A 17,453-nucleotide genomic window follows, 5' to 3' on the forward strand; every position below is an offset into this window, starting at 1 on the left:
GGCGAGAGCCTATACCCCCTCCCGGCCATCGCATCACTCCCCGGTGCGCCGGAAGCTGACGAGCGCCAGGCCGGCCAGGAGCAGGAGCGCCAGGCCCGTGCTCACCGGACCCCGGCCGCCCGCCGACTGGCAGCCGACCTCGACGGGCTCGGCGGGGGCCGGCACCCAGAGCCCCGGCGGCAGGAGGGCCGTGGCCTCGAGCCCCCCCAGCCCCACCCGCGCCGCGCTCACCTCGGTGGGCTGGGCGCCGGCGTCCGGGATCAAGGCGACGAGATCCTGCCGCCCGGCGAAGGCGAGCCGGCCCTCCACCCGGTGAGCGAGGAGCTCGGGCGATCGCCACTCCACCGGCGGCTGGAGGATCGGCTCTCCCTCATAGGTGGTCGCCCCGGCCTTGAGCCCCACCCCGCCCAGGCGCGGCACCCAGTAGTGGCGCAGGGCGAGGCTGCCGAGCTCGCCGGGCTCGAGGATCTCGAGCTCGCGCTCCAGCCGGAGCCCCCCGGGGGTGGTGATCTGCAGCGGGTAGCGCCGCCCGGGGGTGGCCCTCCGGGCGTCGACGAGCAGCTCGTGATCCACCAGGCGAACGTCGAGGCCCCCGGCGTCGATCGTGAGGAAGTCGTCGGCGTAGGCCAGCTCGGCCCCCGCGGCGTCGTGGACCGTCACCTCGAGGCGGGCCAGGGTGCCCGGGAGCAGCCGCAGCACGGAGCCCGCGGCCTCGTCGATCCAGGGCTCACCGAGCAGGTCCCCGGGGTGATCCTCCAGGGCCAGGAGACCCGCGTCTCCCAGGCGCAGCGCGGCAGCCTCGACCACCTGGAAGTGGGTCTGCTCCAGGATGCACTCCCGACCCTGCCAGCCCACCGTGACCCGGCCGGACCGCTCGGTGTGCAGCACCACCCGGCCCGAGGCGAGGTAGGCCACCGAGGCCTGCTCGGGGGTCTCGAGGAGGGGCACCAGGGCCTCGGGCTCGGTCGTCAGGTACTCCCGCAGGCAGGTCTCCTCCTTCCGGAGCTGGCGCACCGGGATCCAGTAGTCCTCGGCCCCGGGTTCGGTGCGCTCTCCGGCGGCGAGGTCCAGGGTGCTGCCCCGGGCGATCGCCCCCTCGTGGCGGATCGTCCCGTGGCGGTCCTGGACCCGGGTGTGGAAGCGGTAGCGGTCCCGCGCCCCCTCGAGGGCCCCCTTCACCCGGCAACCGCCGAGGAGCAGGGGCAGCGCGACGAGCGCGAGGAGCAGAAGTCGTTGGGTCTGATGCGGTCGGTTCATGGTTCCTCCGGTGTCGTGGGTGTCGTCGCCGGAGGGCGAATGCACAGGTCAGACCAATTTTGCCTCCAGTATTTTCAGCACCTTGGGTAGGCGCCCACCACCCGGAGCGCGAAGCGGACGACGCACTGCGCCACGATCGCCGCACCCCGGCCCGGTGCCTGGTACCGGTCAGGTCTCGGGGCAGCTGTCAGGGGGCGAGGGTGGCCGAGACCGTGGGGGCGGCCTCCCACAGCAGGCCCACCGAGAAGGCCTCGAAGGTGCTGGTGTCGCCGTCGGCGTCGATGTCCACCGGGATCATCATGCTCAGGAGGCCGCAGGTGCCCTGCTGGGCGATGTTGCTGCTCGCGAAGGCGATGCAGGCGGTCTCGGTCGTGGGATCGCAGCCGCTGGTGTCGGAGGCGCAGTCGGAGGTCCAGCTCCCGGACGAGGGATCCTGCACGTAGATCGGCCCCGTCAGGCCGAGGCAGCTGCAGGCCGGCGACTGCACGAAGTCGTTGATCGCCCCGTAGAAGTCGGTGAGCAGCACGTGGCCCGAGAGCTCCCCCTGGAGGTACTCACCGGCCGAGTCATCGGCCTGGAGGACGACCTCCCGCATGTGGAAGGGGAGGGTCGCACCGAAGAGGGGCAGGCCGATGGTGAAGCTCTCCCCGGTGGTGTCGAGGAAGCCGCTCGAGAGCACGCCGGAGAACCACTCGGCCGGCTCTCCGCTCCCCGGGAGGAAGGAGGCGCGATCGATGAGGAAGCTCCCCTGCCCCCCGGCGGCGGTGGCCCAGTCGACCCCGTCGAAGGCCGCGTCGAGCTTGGCGACGAGGCGATCCTCGGGGAGCGGGCCCGGGTCGATGGTGTCCAGGAGGATCACCACGTCACCGCTCTGGATCATCTCGTCCATCAGGGCCTGGAAGTCGATGCCGCCGAGGTTGATCATGCTGCGCGCCAGGGCCGCCCACGCGTTGTCGATGCCCTCGTTCGCCGAGGCGGCGCCCCAGTCGCGGCAGCAGCTCTCGCCGCCGTTGCCGTCCTCCGGCGGGAGGGTGAAGCTCGAGACGTAGCGCAGGTCGGCCGGGGTGTAGGCGTCCGCGCTGGCGGGCCAGGCGAAGGGCGTGGTGCCGCCGTCGGTGGTCCCGCCACCGTCGGTGGTCCCGCCACCGTCGGTCGTGCCCCCACCGTCGGTGGTGCCGCCGTCGGTGGTGCCGCCGTCGCTCGTCCCCCCACCGTCGCCGGAATCGGAGTCGTCGGTCGGGAAGCAACCGGCCAGCGTGAAGACGAGGAGCGAGACCAGCAGGTGGCGCAGCATTCGAAGATCCTCCCCCCCGGAGGGGATCTCCGGAGCAACCCGATCATTGCGGGTCGAGCGGCGATCGGTCAAGACCACCTGCTCGAGCGCGGCCGGGGTCAGCCCACCTGGCGCAGGCCCACGGCCTCGTCGAGGCGGCGGGCGGTCAGCTCCAGGTACTCGCTCTCCCGCTCCAGGCCCAGGTAGCGGCGGCCGAGCGCGACCGCGGCGACGCCGGTGGTGCCGGAGCCGTTGAAGGGATCGAGGACCAGCGCCCCCTCCACGGTGCTGGCGCGGACGACCCGATCCAGGAGGGCCAGGGGCTTCTGGGTGGGGTGCCGGCCGTGGGCCTTCTCCGACTTCTTGGGGGTCGGGATGGTCCACAGATCGCGCATCTGCTTGCCGCCGTTCTCCTCCTTCATCTCCTGGTAGGAGAAGTGGTGGAGCAGGGGCTTGGTCCGCGCCGGAGCGGCCCAGATGATCAGCTCGCTGGAGTGGGTGAAGAAGCGGCAGGCGAGGTTGGGCGCGGCGTTGGGCTTGTACCAGGTGATGGTGTTGAGCAGGTGGTAGCCCAGGCTCTGCATGGCGAAGCCGATGTTGAAGATCACGTGCTGGGTGCCGCTCACCATCAGGGTACCGGAGGGCTTGAGCACCCGCTGCACCTCGCGCAGCCAGGTGGTGTGGAACTCGTGATCGCTCTGCACCCCGTGGCTTACGTCCCACCGGCCCTTGTCGACGCTCACCCGCTTGCCCGCCTGGCAGGTGGTCCCGCCGTTGGAGAGGTTGTAGGGCGGGTCGGCGAAGCAGAGGTCGACGGTGCGCGAGGGCAGGGAGCGCAGGAGCTCCAGGCTGTCGCCCTGAAGAAGCCGCCATCCGGGACCTCCCGAATGCGTTGCCGGCGCGAGCGGAGAGCTGGATAGCGCCTTCTTCAGAGCGGCCTCGTCCTTGTGGGCGAGGCGGGCCAGACGAGCCGCCCTCAAGGTGGCGTCGTGCAGTGCGTCCTGATTGCGTGCCGTCATCTGCCAGCGAAGCTACCCGCTGCAGCGATCGGCGAAAGTTTCCGGCCGATCCGGTATCAGGTGATACCAGGTGTAACAGGTCCCTCTCCGGGAGGTTCGATGAGCAGGAAGATCGTGGTCACCGGCGCCTTCTCCAACATCGGCGCGGCCGTGGCGAAGGAGCTGCTCGCCCGCGGAGAGAGCGTGCACAGCCTCACCGGCCGCGAGCGGCCGGAGGGCTCGCCGATCACCCGCGCCGACCTGCGCTTCGACCGCGAGCACCTCGTGCGCGAGCTCGAGGGCGCCGACGCCCTGGTGAACACCTACTGGATCCGCCTGCCCATGGAGGGCCAGACCTTCGAGGGCGCGGTGGAGAACGCCGGCGTGCTCTTCCAGGCCACCCGGGAGGCCGGCGTGGGGAGGGTCGTGCACGTGAGCGTCTCGAACGCCCCGAACGGCACCAACCTCGGCTACTACCGGGGCAAGGCGAAGATGGAGCGCCTGCTCGCCGAGACCGGCCTGCCCCACACGATCCTGCGCCCCACCCTGGTCCTCTCCGAGCGGGACATCCTCACCTCGAACATCGTCTGGCTGCTGCGGAACCTGCCCGTCTTCTTCCTCCCGAAGGGGGGCGAGGCGCGCCTGCAGCCGATCCTCCTCCCGGAGTGCGGCCGCCTCATCGCCGACGCGGTGGACGAGCGGGAGAACCGGATCGGCGACCTCGCCGGCCCCGAGGTCTACACCTTCCGCGAGTACCTCGAGCTGCTCTGCGAGGCCTGCTCCCTGCGCCGCCTGCTCCTGCCCGCCCCCAACGGCCTCTCCCTCTTCGCGGTGAGCCTGCTGGGCTTCCTCCTCTCGGACGTGATCCTCTCCGAGGAGGAGCTGCTGGGGCTGCAGCAGGAGCTCCTCCTCTCCCAGGAGCCGCCGGCGGGGAAGGCTTCGGTGCGGGCCTGGTTGCTCCAGAAAGGCCCTTCCTTGGGCCGCCGCTACCTCAACGACCGGCGGCGCCACTTCGGGGACCTGCGGGTGCGGGCCCTCGGCGCCTGACGACGAAGGTGGCCATCCCGCGCGATCCGTGGCATTTCCTCCCGGCCTTTTCGAGGGAGGACCCGGGGAAATGAAGCTCGCTTCGACTCGACATCTGCGCTTCGCCGTGGGCGGAGCTCTGGCGCTCCTGCTGGCCCTGGGCAGCGCCGCCCTCGGGCAGGACGCGGCCCCCGCCGGGGCCGCCGCGCCCGCCGCCGAGGAGGCGACGCCGAAGGTGGGGAGCGCCACGCAGCCCATCCGGCGCGAGCCCCCCCTGCCCCAGCGCAACTTCTCCGAGTCCATCGACGCCGTCTTCGAGCCCCTGGTCTCGGCCGTGGCCTCGGTCTTCTTCTGGGATCCCTTCGCCGCGATCGGCCTCATCGATCCGGTGATGAAGGACGAAGCCGGCAAGCCGATCCTCGATCCGGTCAGCGGTCAGCCCTACACCCGCTCGGTGCCCCTGGTGGTGGTCTGGCTGGTCTTCGGCGCGGTCTTCTTCACGCTCTTCATGGGCTTCATCAACTTCCGGGGCTTCAAGCACGCCATCGACCTGGTGCGCGGGAAGTACGACAACCCCGCCGACAAGGGTGAGGTCTCCCACTTCAAGGCCCTGGCCACGGCCCTCTCGGCGACGGTCGGCCTCGGCAACATCGCCGGCGTCGCCGTGGCGATCACCGCCGGTGGACCCGGCGCGACCTTCTGGATGATCGTCGCCGGCCTGCTCGGCATGTCGAGCAAGTTCACCGAGTGCACCCTCGGCGTGAAGTACCGGGAGATCGACGAGCAGGGCTCGGTCTCCGGCGGGGCGATGTACTACCTCTCCCGCGGCCTGGCGAAGTGGGGCGGCGCCTGGAAGCCCACCGGCAAGGGCCTGGCGATCCTCTTCGCCGTCCTCTGCGTCGGCGGCTCCTTCGGCGGCGGCAACATGTTCCAGGCCAACCAGGCCTTCAAGCAGGTGAGCACCCTCTTCCCGGGCATGAGCTCCTGGGGCGTGGCCTTCGGCATGGGCGTGGCGATCCTGGTGGGCCTGGTGATCATCGGCGGCATCCAGTCCATCGCCAAGGTCACCTCGGTGATCGTGCCCTTCATGTGCGGCATGTACGTGGCGGTGGCCCTGGTGATCATCGGCATGAACCTCTCCCACGTCGGTGACGCCTTCGGCGCCATCTTCGCCGGCGCCTTCTCCGCCAAGGCCATGTACGGCGGCTTCCTCGGCGTCATCGTCCAGGGCTTCAAGCGCGCGGCCTTCTCCAACGAGGCCGGCATCGGCTCGGCCTCGATCGCCCACTCGGCCGCCAAGACCGACGAGCCGATCAGCGAGGGCATCGTGGCCCTCCTCGAGCCCTTCATCGACACCGTGGTGGTCTGCACCATGACCGCCCTGGTGATCATCTTCACCGACTCCTACAAGGTGCCGGGCCTCGAGGGCACGGCGCTGACCTCCCACGCCTTCGGCACGGTCTTCACCTGGTTCCCCTACCTCCTGGCGCTGGCGGCCTTCCTCTTCGCCTTCTCCACGATGATCAGCTGGAGCTACTACGGGCTGAAGGCCTGGAACTTCCTCTTCGGCGGCAACCGCTACGCCGACCTCGCCTACAAGATCCTCTTCCTGCTCTGCGTGGTGATCGGCTCGGCCTCCAGCCTCGGGGCGGTCCTCGACTTCTCCGACATGATGATCCTGGGCATGGCCTTCCCGAACATCCTCGGCCTGCTCCTCCTCTCGAAGGAGGTGAGAGCCGACCTGCGGGACTACCTCCGGCGCCTCAAGAGCGGGGAGATCAAGAAGTTCGCATGAGCGAGACGCGGCGAGCCCTGCGCTCCTTCGGGCTGATCCTGGGAGGTCTCCTCCTGGCGATCGCCTGCTGGAAGGGCTGGCCGCCGCTCGAGGGCTGGCCGGCGGGCCTCGCCATCGCCGGCGGGGTCTTCCTCGCGCTCGCCCTCGTCTGGCCGCGCGCCCTGGGTCCGATCTACGGCCCCTGGATGAAGCTCGGCCACGTCCTGGGCCGGATCAACGCCTACATCCTCCTCACCCTGCTCTTCTTCCTGGTCTTCGCTCCGCTGGGGCTGCTGATGCGCCTCTTCGGCTGGGACCCCCTGCAGCGGCGCCTCGAGCGCGACGCGCCGAGCTACTGGGTGAAGCGCGCCCCGCCCGGAGATCCGGCCGAGGAGCTGGAGCGCCTCTACTGATGGCGAAGCCCGTGCACATCCTCGGGATCTCGGCCCTCTACCACGACAGCGCGGCGGTGCTTCTGCGCGACGGCGAGATCGTGGCGGCCGCCCAGGAGGAGCGCTTCAGCCGGAAGAAGCACGACAGTGACTTCCCCGCCGAGGCCATCGCCTTCTGCCTGCGGCAGGGCGGCCTCGGCGCCGACGAGCTCGACCACGTCGTCTTCTACGACAAGCCGGTGCTGAAGTTCGGCCGCATCCTCGAGAGCGCCCTGGCCATCGCCCCCCGCGGCCTCCGGCCCTACCGGATGGCGCTGCCCCTCTGGCTCAAGGAGAAGCTCTGGATGCCGCGCACGATCGAGCGCGCGCTCCCGGGCGACTACGAGCTGCTCTTCTGCGAGCACCACCAGAGCCACGCCGCCAGCGCCTTCTACCCCTCCCCCTTCGAGTCGGCCGCGGTGCTCACGATCGACGGCGTCGGCGAGTGGGCCACGACCACCATCGGCCACGGGCAGGGCTCGAGGCTCGAGCTGCTCGAGGAGCTGCGCTTCCCCCACTCCCTCGGCCTGCTCTACTCGGCCTTCACCTACCACTGCGGCTTCAAGGTGAACTCGGGGGAGTACAAGCTGATGGGCCTGGCCCCCTACGGGGAGCCCTCCTACGCCGACCGCATCCGGGAGAAGCTCATCGACCTGAAGGAGGACGGCTCCTACCGCCTCGACCTCTCCTACTTCGACTACGTCGGCGGCCTGAAGATGACCTCGGCGCGCTTCGACGCCCTCTTCGACGGCCCGCCCCGCGAGCCGGAGGGGCCCCTGACCCGCCGCGAGATGGACCTGGCGGCCTCGGTGCAGCAGGTGACGGAGGAGGTGGTCTTCGCCCTGGCCCGCCGCGCCCTGGCGGTGACCGGTGAGAGGCGCCTCTGCCTCGCCGGCGGGGTCGCGCTCAACTGCGTGGCCAACGGCAAGCTGAAGGCGAACACCCCGGTGGAGGAGGTCTGGGTGCAGCCGGCCGCGGGCGACGCCGGCGGCGCCCTGGGGGCGGCGCTCTGGGTCCACCACCAGAAGGTCGGCGCCCCGCGCGTGGCGCGCGCCGGCGACGCCATGCAGGGCAGCCTGCTCGGCCCCGAGTTCCCCGACGAGGCCATCGACTCCTTCCTGGAGGAGTGCCACCTGCCCCACACCCTCCTCGAGGAGGAGGCCCTCCCCGGGCGGATCGCGGACCTCCTCGACGAGGGGAAGATCGTCGGCTGGTTCCAGGGCCGGATGGAGTTCGGCCCGCGGGCGCTGGGCAACCGCTCGATCCTGGGCGACCCCCGGCGGGCGGACACCCAGCGGACCATGAACCTGAAGATCAAGCAGCGGGAGTCCTTCCGCCCCTTCGCCCCGGCGGTGCTGGAGGAGGAGGCCGCCACGGTCTTCGACTTCGAGGGCCCCTCCCCCTACATGCTGATGGTGGCGCCGGTGCGCGAGGAGCGCTGGGCGCCGGTGGACGAGGGCGTCGATCGCGAGGACGTGAGCGCGCGGGTCAACCAGGTGCGCTCGGATCTCCCGGCCATCACCCACCTCGATCACTCGGCCCGCCTGCAGACCGTGGACGCGCAGCGCAACCCGACCTTCCACCGGCTCCTCTCCGCCTTCCACCGGCGGACCGGCTGCCCGGTGCTGGTGAACACCTCCTTCAACGTGCGGGGGGAGCCGATCGTCTGCACGCCGCGGGACGCCTATCGCTGCTTCATGAAGACCGAGATGGACGTCCTCGTCCTCGGCCGCCACCTCCTCCTCAAGCGCGAGCAGCCGCCCTTCGACGAGGTCGACGTCTAGGCGCGGTTGCTTCCGTCGCGGCGCTTTCGGGCCCGGTGGGGAGGGGTCGCTCCGGGGGCGTCGGAGGTGCCGCCCGGCCGCAGCTCGTCCGGAAAGGTAGGGGGTGGGGCCCCGGCAGGTCCCCTGACGGGGCGGGGGGTCCCCCCCCGGGCGCGGGGGTGGGGCCCCGACGGCTTCGCCGGCGGGGCGGGGGTGCGCGGCACCCCCGTAGATCAGAAGAGGGTGTAGATGAAGGGCGCGGCGGGGGTGCCGCCGAGGGCCATGAGGGTGGCGAGGAGGGCGAGGACGAGGATCACGGGGAGGAGCCACCACTTCTTGTGGGACCAGAGGAAGCCGCCGACGTCCCTCGCCACCCAGACGATGCTCGACCGCCGCCTGCTCATCGCTCGTGCTCCATGGTGCGGCCACGCTACCAGATCGTTTCCTGGCGCCGCCAGCAAGGTAGGCTTGGGCGATCGTGTCGCCCCTCCGCCTCCACCCGCTGCTGCGCCGGCCGCTGATCTGGGCCCTGAAGCTCCTGTGGTTGCTGCTGGTGCTCGGCCTGATCGCCGCCATCGGCGGGGTCCTCCTGCTGGCGGAGACCGACGAGGTGCAGCGGAGGGAGGAGGGCGTCTTCTTCGAGGAGCGCGAGGGCCGCATCCACACCTTCGATCCGGGGCTGGCCCGCCAGTCCTGGGAGGTGGAGAAGCCCGAGGGCGCGCTGCGCGTCTTCCTCTTCGGCGGCTCCCAGGCCTTCGGCTCCCCCTACGTCCACCGGGATCAGCTCGCCACCTCCCGCCTCCTCCGCTGGCTGGAGGTGCCCAACCGCGGCGGCATCGCCACCTGGCTCGAGGCCTACCTGCAGCACCTCTTCCCCGACCGCCCGGTGCAGGTCGTGAACCTCGCCATGCCCGGCACGCCGATCAGCATGGTGCACCAGCTCGTGCCGGGCGTCCTCGAGGCCGGCTCCCCCGACGCCCTCCTGATCCTCTCGGGCAACAACGAGGGAGCGGTCTTCGGCGCCGAGGACTTCCTGGTCGGCGACGAGTTCGACGCCTTCGTCTCCCGGACGGTGGAGGAGTACGAGCAGCACCTGGACGCGATCCTGGCGGCGGCGGGCGCCGCCGAGGTGCCGGTGTGGCTCCTCACCGTGCCCACCAACCTCCGGGACCACGTCCCCACCGACCGGCCGCTCTTCGACCTGCCCGCGGCCCTGGCCGAGGCCGAGGCCGGCGAGTGCGAGCGGCTCGAGGCCCGGATCGCCGGGGCCGGTGAGGACCACGCCACCGCCCTCTTCCTGCGGGCCCGCTGCCTCGATCGCTCGGGGAGCCCCGCCGAGGCCCTGTCTTTTTATGAGCGCGCCCTCGAGGAGGACAAGGTCATCCAGCGCGCGCGCCCGGCGCTCAACCGCCTCCTGCGGCAGCGGGAGGGGCGGCCCGGGGTGCGGGTCCTGGATCTCGAGGCCCACCTGCGCCGCGTCGCCCCCGACGGCATCCCGGGAGACGAGCTCTTCATCGACTCCTGCCACCTGCACCTGCGGGGCTACCGCCTCCTGGCGCTCCGGATCGCGCGGGCCTTCGGCGAGGCGCTGGGCGCGCCCCCCGAGCGGATCGCCGCCCTGCCCGCTCTCGAGGTCGAGATCTTCAGCGAGGGGCAGCTCTCCCGCCTGCACACGGTGAAGCGGCTGAAGTGGCTGCGCCTCAAGCTGCTGACCACCGCGGGCTCGGTGGAGTGGATCAACCGCGACCGCTACCTCCGCAACTTCGAGGAGGCCAGCTGGGACGCGAACGACTTCTCCTTCGCCCTGGACCGGCTCGAGGCGGATCTCCCGGACGTCCGGGAGGAAGCCCTCACTGCACCGTGAGCTCGAGGGTGAAGCGCCCCTCGGAAGTAGCCGACCAGCTGTCCACCACCACCCAGAGGGTCTGGTTCACGGCGACCGTGTGGCTCACCGTCTCGGGCAGGCTGATGAACGAGTCGTCCGCGCCGGCGAGGCAGGCGTTCGGGTCGCACCCCGAGAGCAGGTAGATCGAGAGGTCGTGGCCGGCCTCGGGGGTGGCGGTGGCGGTGAGGGTCTGGCCGGCGAGGAGGTCGACGGCGAAGAAGACCTCGGGCCCGGGCTGGGCGAAGGAGAGGCAGCCCACGGGATCCAGGGTGTCGCTGCCCCGGTAGGTGTGGCCGGTGACCGTCGCGGTGCCGCCCGCCACGCTCACCACCTCGGCGGCGGCGCAGGTGTCGTTGGCCGGGGGCGGCAGCGGCGCCCCCAGGCTGACGTCGAGGGTGAAGGGCCCGGCGGCGCCGTCGTAGCCGTCGACGATCAGGTAGTAGAGGCCCCCGGGCAGCTCGGGCTCGAAGAGGGTGGGCGTCTGGAGGTCCGAGCAGGAGAGCGCGCTGCCGGCGTCGGCGCAGGGCATCGCGCGCAGCGCGAGCACGCCGTCGAAGGCGGCCCCGAGGGAGGCGCTGACCGAGCGCGGCGAGAGGAGGGCGAAGGAGTAGAGGACGTCTCCCCCGCTCTGCCCTGGCAGGGCGCAGGCCGCGTCGAGATCTTCGGCGGCGTTGCGGGTGTCACCGGCCACGCTCGCCTGATCGGCGGTGAAGACCAGGGGCTCGGGGGTGCTGCAGTCCTCGTTGGTGGCCGGGGGGATCGGCGAGCCCAGGGCCCAGGAGAGATCGTAGAGCCCGCCGGCGGGACCGCCGCCGCTCACCACCACCGTCCAGTCCCCCGCCGCGAGGAAGGGGAGGTCGAGGAGCCCGGGGCCTCCGTCGGCGGCCACCGCGGCGCAGTCTGCCTCCGTGCCGTCGTCCGCGCAGGTGCTCCGCACCGAGACCGAGAGGCCCGGGGCGCCGGCGAGCTGGAGGCTCAGGCTCGCGTCGGTGGAGAGGGGCAGGCGGTAGACGGCGTCCCCGCCGGACTGCCCGCAGCTCACGGCGAGGTCGCGCAGGGCGGTGGAGAGATCTCCGCTCTCGCTGCCGCCGCCGAGGGACTCGTCGAGGAGGATCGCGCTGCTGCAGTCCTCGTTGGCCGGGGGCGGGGGCGGATCGGCGGTGGTGAGGGAGAGGTCGAAGCTGCCCTCGGCGCCGCCGTAGCCGTCCACCCAGACCGTGTAGGCGCCGGCCGGGAGGAGCGCGGTGAGCTGCTCGAGGCTGCCGGGCACGTCGTTGCAGGCGAGCTCGCTGGCCGGATCGGCGCAGGTCGTGCGGAGGCCCAGCACCGTGTCCAGGGCGCCGGTCGTGGAGAGGGTCACCAGCCGGTCGGTGGGCAGGTCGAGGCGGAAGACGACGTCCGCGCTCCCCGCGCCGCCGCAGAGGGTCTGGCCGTCGTCGGTGCCGCCGCCGGTGGTCGCGGTGACGGTGGCGCCGTCGGTGAGCAGGGGCGCGCCGCTGCAGCCGTCGTTGGCGGGCCGCGGCGGCCGGATCCAGCCCACCAGGTGGTAGTCGGTGGCGCCGGGCACCACCTGGCTCACCCGGATGAGGAGGATGCGATCCGCGCCGGCGGCCGGCGCCTCGGCGGTGTTGGCGCCGGTGCCGCCCACCAGCTGCAGGTTGCCGCCCGCGGTCTGGACGAAGATCGAGAGCATGAGGTTGCCGGCGGAGGCCCCGCCCAGCGGCGCCGCCTCGGCCAGGAGGCGCTGCCCGGCGGGCACGTCGAGAGCGAACCAGTCCTCGTCGGCGAAGCAGGCGGTCGCGTCGAGCTCGCTGCGCCCGGCCAGCGGGAGGGGCATGTTCGTGGGCAGCCCCGAGCTGTCGTTGGGCTCGAGGGCGTCGTCGTCGCAGAGCCCGTCGGGATCCACGGTGAGCGAGAGGTCGTAGCCGACCTCGGCGTTGATCCCCCGCACCCCGATCCAGAGGGGGCCGGAGCGGGAGAGGGAGGGGATCTCGACCTTCTGACCGGTGGCGGTGAAGGCCGCCTGGCCGGCGAGCACGGGGCCCGAGCCGGTGCCGGCCCAGACCAGGAGGGTGGGATCCCCGCCGCTGCGATCGTAGGCCAGCTCGACCAGGACCCCGTCGCCCACCGCGGCGTCGGCGACGTACCAGTCCCGGTCGTTGGGGCAGAGGGTGCGTCCGGCGGTGACGCCGGGGAGGATCGGGCTCGCCCCGTAGGGCGTGTCGTTCGGCTCGAGGTCGTCGTCGCTGCAGGTCGCGGCCCGGCACTGCCCCGAGACGCAGCTCTGCCCCTCGAGGCAGAGGGCGCTGGAGGAGCAGGTGGCGGGCGCCGAGCAGGTGCCGTCGGCGGCGCAGGTCTGGCCCGCCCGGCAGTGGGCGTTGTCCAGGCACTCGACGCAGAGGCCCAGGGCGAGCTGGCAGTGGCGGGGTGCGTCGCAGTCGACGTCGCCGGTGCAGGAAGTGCTTCCCTGGCAGCTGCGGCTGGTGCAGACCCCGCCGAGGCGGCAGTCGAGGTCGACCGAGCACTGCACGCAGGTGGCCAGCCCCGAGGTGTCGCAGACCTGGCCCGGGCCGCAGTCGGTGTTCCGGACGCACTCACCCCGCGCCTGGCAGAGGCCGTCGCGGCAGACCTCGTCGGCGCCGCAGTGGGCGTCGCCGGTGCACTGCTGGCAGAGGCCGGTCGCCGCGTGGCAGTAGGGCTCGTCCGGCTGGGAGGCGCAGTCCGCGTCCGCCGAGCAGGGCTCGAAGCGGCAGAAGTAGCCGGTGGGGTGGCAGCCCTGCTGGCTGCCCGGGCAGTCGTCGTCCACCAGGCAGGAGACGCAGGCGCCGCTCACCACCTCGCAGCGCGGGGTCGCCGGCAGGTCGGCGCAGGAGTCGTCGGTGGCGCAAGGCGGGCGGGCCACGCAGGTGTGGTTGCTCGACTCGCAGATCTGGGTCTGGGGGTCGGGACAGTGGGCGGCGAAGAGGCAGGCGACGCAGGTCTGGCTGATGCCGTCGCAGTGGGTGCGCCCCACCTTCCCGGCGCAGTCGAAGTCCGAGAAGCAGCTCTCGCCGCCTCCGTCGGGGTTCGAGACGCAGACCCCGTCCTCGCAGACCTCGCCCGTCGCGCAGGTGACGCCGTCGCAGGGATCACCGCAGCGGCAGCCCTCGGTGGTGACCGCGACCCCGAAGAGCAGCAGGAAGAAGACGAGGCGGGCGGTGCGGATCACTGGCAGCGGTTCTCCGTGAGATTGCAGGTCGAGCCGGAGAGGAGAGTGTCACAATTCGCCCCACCGGGGATGCTGGTGTGGACGATGAGCACGACCCGATCGACGCGGGCGCGCACGTCTGGGCTGCCGCCGACCTCGTTCAGGATGAGCCGCACGCCGAAGCTCACGTCGGCGACGTCCGCCTCGCCGAGGGTGAGGCCCCACAGCTCGGTGCTCCCGCCGAGGGTGTGGACGGTGTCGGTGGCGGTGAGCGGGGTGGCGATGTTCATGGGCGTCCCGATCCGGCCGCCCGAGGCGAGGAGCACGCCCCGGATGTTCCACTGGTCGCCGCCGGCCGCCGGGTCGCCGTCGGTGGAGGCCTCGATCTCCACGCTGACGCCGGTGACGGTCGAGCCCGCCGGCACCGAGAGGCCGAAGATCAGCAGGTCGATGGTCGCCGTCTCCGCGCCCGCGCTGGCCGGATCGAGGGTGTAGGCCCAGACGTCGTTGCTGCCGCGGAAGTGACTGAAGTTCGCGGGCGCCCCGGCGGCGTCGACGAAGCCGACGTTGCCGGTGTCGATGTTGGCCTCGCCGGAGACCTGACCGGCCACGAGGCCGCAGGGCTCGTGGCACTCACCGCCGTTGATGGCGAAGTGGCAGAGCTCGCCGGCCGCGCACTCGGCGTCGGCCGTGCAGGGCAGGCAGGTGAAGGTGCTCGGGTCGCAGAGCGGGGTGATGGAGGGGCAGTCGGCGTCGAGGAGGCACTCGACGCAGGTCTGGCTGGTGGGCTCGCAGAGCTCTCCGTTCGCGTGGCCCGTGCAGTGGGTGGCGTCGGTGCACTCCACGCAGGCGGGCACGGTGGCGTCGCAGGCCGGGAGCGCCGGATCGAGGCAGTGCGCGTCGTCGGCGCAGACGGTGCAGGTCAGGGTCAGCGGATCGCAGGCCTCGCCGGCCGGGTCGCCCACGCAGTGGCTGTCGTCGGCGCAGGCGCCACAGAGGCCGCTGCCGGTGTCGCAGTAGGGGCGCGCCGCGTCCGGGCAGTCGGCGTCGATGGCGCAGGGCAGCTTGCATAGCCCGCCGCCGCCGATGTCGCAGACCTCACCGGGGTTGCAGCTGCGGCTGCCGCCGTTCACGCCGCCGCAGCGCTCGAGGCACTCCCAGGTGCCGCCCACGTCGCAGTAGGAGCGGGAGCTGCAGTTGTTGTCGGTGTTGCAGTCGACGCAGAGCTCGGTGCCGCCGGCGTCGCAGCGCCAGCGGCTGGTGGGGCAGGGAGAGCAGGCGTAGCTGTACTGGCAGATCAGCTCGGGCCCGCACTGGCTGTCGTCCTCGCAACGATCGGCGCAGTTGCCGAGCCAGCAGACCTGGTCGGTGCCGCACTCGGTGCTGCTGGTGCAGGCCGTGCCCAGCAGGCTGGAGCAGGTCTCGACGCACTCGCCGGTCAGCAGGTCGCAGATCTCGGGCGCGGTGCAGGTGCCGCTGCCGAAGGTGCCGCAGCGCGGCTGGCAGGCGCCGGTGTCGAAGTCGCAGAAGGTGTCGGGGGTGCAGATCTCTCCGAGGATGCGGCAGTCGGGCACGCACTCGCCCAGGGCCGGATCGCAGCGGCCGGCGGGGCCGCAGTCGTCGCTGGCGGCGGAGCAGGCGGTGAAGCAGCTCTGGCTCGTCAGATCGCAGCTGCGGCTGCGGTCGCAGTCGAGGTCGCCGTCGCAGGGCGCGTCGCAGCGGCGGGCGACGGCGTCGCAGGTCACGGCCGGCACGGTGCAGCCGCCGCCGGCGCAGGCCGAGCCGCGGGGGCAGTCGAGGTCCGCGCCGCAGGCGATGGTGCAGAGCCCGCCGGCGCAGACCGCCCCGACCCCGCACTGGGCGTCGCTCGAGCAGGGGGTGCGGCAGCGCGAGCCGGAGCAGACCTGGCCGAGCTGGCAGTCGGCGTCGGCGGTGCAGACCCCGCAGTCGCTGTCGGTGGAGCAGCCCGGGTAGCAGGCGCCCCGCTGGAAGGGGTCGGCGCAGAGGGAGACCTGATCCTGGAAGTTGCGGCAGACGTGTCCCTGGCTGGTGGCGCAGTCGGCGTCGCTGCCGCAGGCGCGGATGCAGGTGCCCACGACCCCGGGGCTGGCGCCGAAGCAGTCGGGGGCCACGGCGTTGCAGTCGGCGCTCGACTGGCAGGTGCCCCCGACGATGTAGCGGTCCACCTCGGCGCACATGTAGTTCGCGCGGCTGCAGGAGCCGAGGTCGTTCGGATCGCAGTCGGGCAGGCAGGCGTTCACGTCGCCGGGGAGGGTGTAGCAGGAGCTCCCCGCCGGGCAGGGGACGGCCGGCGGATCGCAGTCCACCACGATGCAGTAGCCGCCGGGCCAGCCGGTGGGGTCACCGTTGGCGTCGGTCTCGCCGATGCAGCCGGCGTCGGACCGGCAGGAGCCCGGCCCCACGCAGGGGCCGCCCACCGGCGAGCAGCCGCAGAAGCCGGTCTGCTGGTTGCAGATGCCCAGGGGGCAGTCGCGGTCGGTGACGCAGGCGAGCTGGGAGATCAGGGCCGCGTCGCACTCGGGCGCACAGATGCTGCGCACCACGCCGCCCGCCTGGAGGGGCTGGCAGCTGTAGCCCGCCCGGCACTCGGCGTCGGCGGTGCAGGCGTCCCAGCAGGCGCCGCCCAGGCAGGTGGTGCCCGCGGGGCACTCGCTCTGGCTGTTGCAGAAGCCCAGGCAGTAGCCCTCGTACCACTTCCAGGGGATCACGTAGTCGTCGGGCTCGAGGCAGTAGTAGTTGTACTGATCGGCCGGCAGGGCGCTGGCCGCCTCGCAGTCGGTGAACTGGGTGCAGGCCGAGCCGGCCCGGCCGCCGCCCGGAGGGCCGGCGTCGCAGATGCCGCCCACGCAGACGGCCTCGGGGCTGCCGCAGTCGGCGGCGCTCAGGCACTCGGCGCAGAAGCCCGTGCCCGTGTCGCAGACGGTGAGGGGCGCGCCGGTGCACTCGGCGTCGTTGAGGCAAGGCAGCGGATCCCGGCAGAGGCGGGCCGGCACGTCGCAGGTCGCCCCGGGATCGGCGCAGTCGCTGCCGCCGAGGCACTCGACGCAGTAGCCGAGGCGGGCATCGCAGACGTCGTTGGTCAGGCCCACGCAGCCGCCGTCGTCGATGCAGCGGTTGCCGCCCACGCAGAGGTTCCGGGCGGTGTCGCAGGTGCGGCCGGTGCCGGCGATGCAGTCGGCGTCGCCCCGGCAGGCCACGCAGTCGCCGGTGGCGGTGTCGCAGAGCGCGCCCTCGGGCGAGCCCTCGCAGTCGGCGTCCGAGGTGCAGGGCACGAAGTCGGCGCAGGTGTGGGTGGAGAGGGCGCAGGTCTGCCGGGCGGCGACGTTGCAGTCGTCGTCCTGGACGCAGGCCACGCAGAGGCCCGAGCCCACCTCGCAGCGGGGGCGGGCCGGATCGGTGCAGGTCGTGTCGTCCACGCAGGAGGGCGGCGCGGTGCAGGTGCGGGAGGTGGGATCGCAGATCTGGCCGATGCCGGTGCAGTGGGAGTCCGAGGTGCAGGCCTCGCAGGTGCCCCGCGCCGGATCGCAGTGGGTGCGGCCCGGCTGGCCGAGGCAGTCGTTGTCGGTGGCGCAGACCGCCGGGGGCAGGCCACAGGAGCCCGCCGCCTCGCAGACGAAGCCCGCACCGCACTCGGCGTCGCTCGCGCAGGCCCGGCAGGTGGCGGTGTCGACCTCGCAGATCGGCCGCGCGGCCGGACACTGGGTGTTCATCTGGCAGCCGCCAGCGTCCGTGCCCGCGTCGGAGCCCCCGTCGGGCGTGTCGCCCTTGCCGCCGCAGGCGGCGACGTTGAGCAGGGCCAGGGCGGCCAGCAGGGGGAGGAGGAATCGACCCATTTGCT

The 17,453-nt window shown here is 72.4% G+C and carries 11 protein-coding genes; 5 read left to right on the forward strand and 6 right to left on the reverse strand.

Going from position 1 to position 17,453, the window contains the following annotated elements; translation table 11 throughout:
* Positions 1-33 precede the first annotated feature (33 nt).
* The 3 genes from P1V51_15210 to P1V51_15220 form a co-directional block, all read right to left on the reverse strand.
* Complete coding sequence (locus P1V51_15210; GenBank protein MDF1564391.1) at positions 34-1,257, reverse strand: hypothetical protein; 1,224 nt, start codon at positions 1,255-1,257, stop codon at positions 34-36.
* Between the two features lie 187 nt (positions 1,258-1,444).
* On the reverse strand, positions 1,445-2,551 hold the full coding sequence (locus P1V51_15215) for a hypothetical protein (protein MDF1564392.1): 1,107 nt from the start codon (positions 2,549-2,551) through the stop codon (positions 1,445-1,447).
* Positions 2,552-2,649: 98 nt separating this feature from the next.
* Positions 2,650-3,549 carry a site-specific DNA-methyltransferase gene (locus tag P1V51_15220; GenBank protein ID MDF1564393.1) on the reverse strand — a complete coding sequence of 300 codons (900 nt, stop codon included), beginning with the start codon at positions 3,547-3,549 and terminating at the stop codon, positions 2,650-2,652.
* Positions 3,550-3,648: 99 nt separating this feature from the next.
* On the opposite strand from P1V51_15220, the gene P1V51_15225 reads away from it, so the two are divergent.
* The 4 genes from P1V51_15225 to P1V51_15240 all read left to right on the forward strand — a co-directional run bounded on the left by P1V51_15225 (position 3,649) and on the right by P1V51_15240 (position 8,543).
* Positions 3,649-4,575, forward strand: a complete 927-nt coding sequence (locus P1V51_15225; protein MDF1564394.1) for an NAD(P)H-binding protein — start codon at positions 3,649-3,651, stop codon at positions 4,573-4,575.
* A 70-nt stretch (positions 4,576-4,645) separates the two neighbouring features.
* A complete protein-coding gene (locus P1V51_15230) occupies positions 4,646-6,349 on the forward strand; it encodes an alanine/glycine:cation symporter family protein (protein ID MDF1564395.1) in 1,704 nt (567 codons plus the stop codon).
* The gene (locus P1V51_15235) at positions 6,346-6,741 is read left to right on the forward strand and encodes an SxtJ family membrane protein (GenBank protein MDF1564396.1); all 396 of its coding nucleotides are present in this window, start codon (positions 6,346-6,348) and stop codon (positions 6,739-6,741) included. The genes P1V51_15230 and P1V51_15235 overlap by 4 nt, the downstream gene beginning before the upstream one ends.
* Positions 6,741-8,543 (forward strand): carbamoyltransferase, encoded by a 1,803-nt coding sequence (locus P1V51_15240; GenBank protein MDF1564397.1) that lies wholly within the window; start codon positions 6,741-6,743, stop codon positions 8,541-8,543. The genes P1V51_15235 and P1V51_15240 overlap by 1 nt, the downstream gene beginning before the upstream one ends.
* A gap of 212 nt (positions 8,544-8,755) precedes the next feature.
* Here P1V51_15240 and P1V51_15245 read toward each other — a convergent pair whose 3' ends face one another.
* On the reverse strand, positions 8,756-8,926 hold the full coding sequence (locus P1V51_15245; GenBank protein MDF1564398.1) for a DUF5989 family protein: 171 nt from the start codon (positions 8,924-8,926) through the stop codon (positions 8,756-8,758).
* A 74-nt stretch (positions 8,927-9,000) separates the two neighbouring features.
* On the opposite strand from P1V51_15245, the gene P1V51_15250 reads away from it, so the two are divergent.
* Positions 9,001-10,386 carry a hypothetical protein gene (locus P1V51_15250; GenBank protein MDF1564399.1) on the forward strand — a complete coding sequence of 462 codons (1,386 nt, stop codon included), beginning with the start codon at positions 9,001-9,003 and terminating at the stop codon, positions 10,384-10,386.
* Here the strand turns inward: P1V51_15250 and P1V51_15255 are convergent.
* Both P1V51_15255 and P1V51_15260 read right to left on the reverse strand, forming a co-directional pair.
* Positions 10,373-13,615, reverse strand: coding sequence for a hypothetical protein (locus P1V51_15255; GenBank protein ID MDF1564400.1), 3,243 nt, complete (start codon positions 13,613-13,615; stop codon positions 10,373-10,375). The two genes, P1V51_15250 and P1V51_15255, sit on opposite strands and share 14 nt — an antisense overlap.
* Positions 13,612-17,448 (reverse strand): hypothetical protein, encoded by a 3,837-nt coding sequence (locus P1V51_15260; protein ID MDF1564401.1) that lies wholly within the window; start codon positions 17,446-17,448, stop codon positions 13,612-13,614. The genes P1V51_15255 and P1V51_15260 overlap by 4 nt, the downstream gene beginning before the upstream one ends.
* Positions 17,449-17,453: the final 5 nt, after the last annotated feature.

Source organism: Deltaproteobacteria bacterium (assembly GCA_029210625.1).
Taxonomy (GTDB): Bacteria; Myxococcota; Myxococcia; order SLRQ01; family SLRQ01; genus JARGFU01.